Here is a 1,426-nt window from a genome sequence, read left to right as displayed (position 1 = left end):
AGGGTAAACGAATATATGTTTTGTGCAACTTTTATTTTTCAAACACACTCTAGCGAATAAAGCTGAGGTGGTTGCAATGAGTATATTTGAATACGACCGGGAATGGGAAGAAGAGATTTTACGAAAAGAAGAATTCGAGGCCGGGAGAGAATTAGGCGAGCAATTGGGGAAAGAGCTTGGGGAAAAACTCGGGAGAGAACTTGGAAAAGAAGAGGAACAGAAGAATACAGAAAAAGAGCGTAGGCGCGCTGATTCAGAAAAAATGCGTGCGGATAATACAGAAAGGGAGCTTTTGATTCTGAAAGAAAAACTGGCTTTGATGCAAGATAAGTAGAAACTGAAGTGTTTAGGTTTACAAACCAGGAAATCACAGTATTGTATGCTGTTGATTTCCTGGTTTTACTTTATGAAATACTGAACAATTTCAGAATTGTTGAAATAGAAATTTATATGTAGGTTTGAAATGATAGAATGGTGGTTGGAGTCATATTGACAAGGGCGGAAAAGGCATTGTAAGATGTAGTTATGAGAGTTGGGGGCAGAGAATTAAGATTGAGAAAAATATCGGCGTTTTCAAAAAATGTAAAAACCTATAGATTGTCTAATGTGTGTTCTGTATAGAAGCAGTTCAGATTGGAGGTATGAATGAAAATTTTATCAAAAAAACCATTTGTTGCAGATGGAGTTATGTTTATTCCTCTGGCATTTTTTCCGTTTGCTATGCCTCCAGTTAGCCTGAAAAATCCGGCGACAATATTTTGCTGTATTCTTTTAATGGGTGTTGTTATTTTCTCGATATTGCCACATTTAAGAATGGTAGAACTAAATCAAGAAGGGGGAAGCGTATCTTGGTTTGGAGTAAAAAGGAATTTTAAATGGAAAGAGCTCGAAGTGATTACTTATGGAGACATTGGGGTAGTAAGGGGGGAAAGTTGGGAAGGAATTTTTTTCTCTAATAAAGCATTGACTTCAAAAGGCAAACGAATGACGACAATCGAGAGAATTTATTTTTCCTTGAACATTTTTGATCAGTTTTTTGTTATTTTTAATGATGAAAAAGAGAAAGAACAAATTATGAATCAGTTGAAAGAATGGGGCGTGAATGTTATTATTGACACAGATTTTGCGCAAAGAAAAGAATATGAGCGTATACTGGAAGAAAAAACTAAAATGCGAGAAGAACGTAAAAGGCTTTATGAAGAGAGAAAGAAAAGAAAGCAATGATATGTAAAATTTAGAACGTATACGTCCAAGCTAGTGTAAATCAAAACCGCAGGGAATGGTTGGTATTTTCGACGAACCATTCCTTTTTTTATATCTTTAATATATTTTCTATTCCTAATGAGACCGGACTGTGCTAAAATAGAACAAGGTGGAGGTGTGCGCCAGTTCGGTGCCAAATATATAACTGGTGGGAATCCAGTCT

Annotated in this window: 2 protein-coding genes; both read left to right on the top strand. The window is 35.9% G+C overall.

Annotation, left to right across the window (positions count from 1 at the left end; all coding sequences use genetic code 11):
• Positions 1 to 22: 22 nt before the first annotated feature.
• Positions 23 to 334: a hypothetical protein gene (locus DWZ38_RS21915; RefSeq protein WP_178105410.1), complete on the top strand. Its 312-nt coding sequence runs from the start codon at positions 23 to 25 to the stop codon at positions 332 to 334.
• Between the two features lie 311 nt (positions 335 to 645).
• Positions 646 to 1,224: a hypothetical protein gene (locus DWZ38_RS21910; RefSeq protein ID WP_117855421.1), complete on the top strand. Its 579-nt coding sequence runs from the start codon at positions 646 to 648 to the stop codon at positions 1,222 to 1,224.
• Positions 1,225 to 1,426 lie beyond the last annotated feature (202 nt).

This window comes from Ruminococcus sp. AF31-8BH, from assembly GCF_003460605.1.
Lineage (GTDB): Bacteria > Bacillota > Clostridia > Lachnospirales > Lachnospiraceae > Blautia_A > Blautia_A acetigignens.
This window is presented reverse-complemented; position numbering and strand designations above follow the sequence as displayed.

Bases quoted from the DNA above. Each gene is read 5' to 3' on its own strand.
- DWZ38_RS21910 (WP_117855421.1), top strand. From the start codon at position 646: ATGAAAATTTTATCAAAAAAACCATTTGTTGCAGATGGAGTTATGTTT.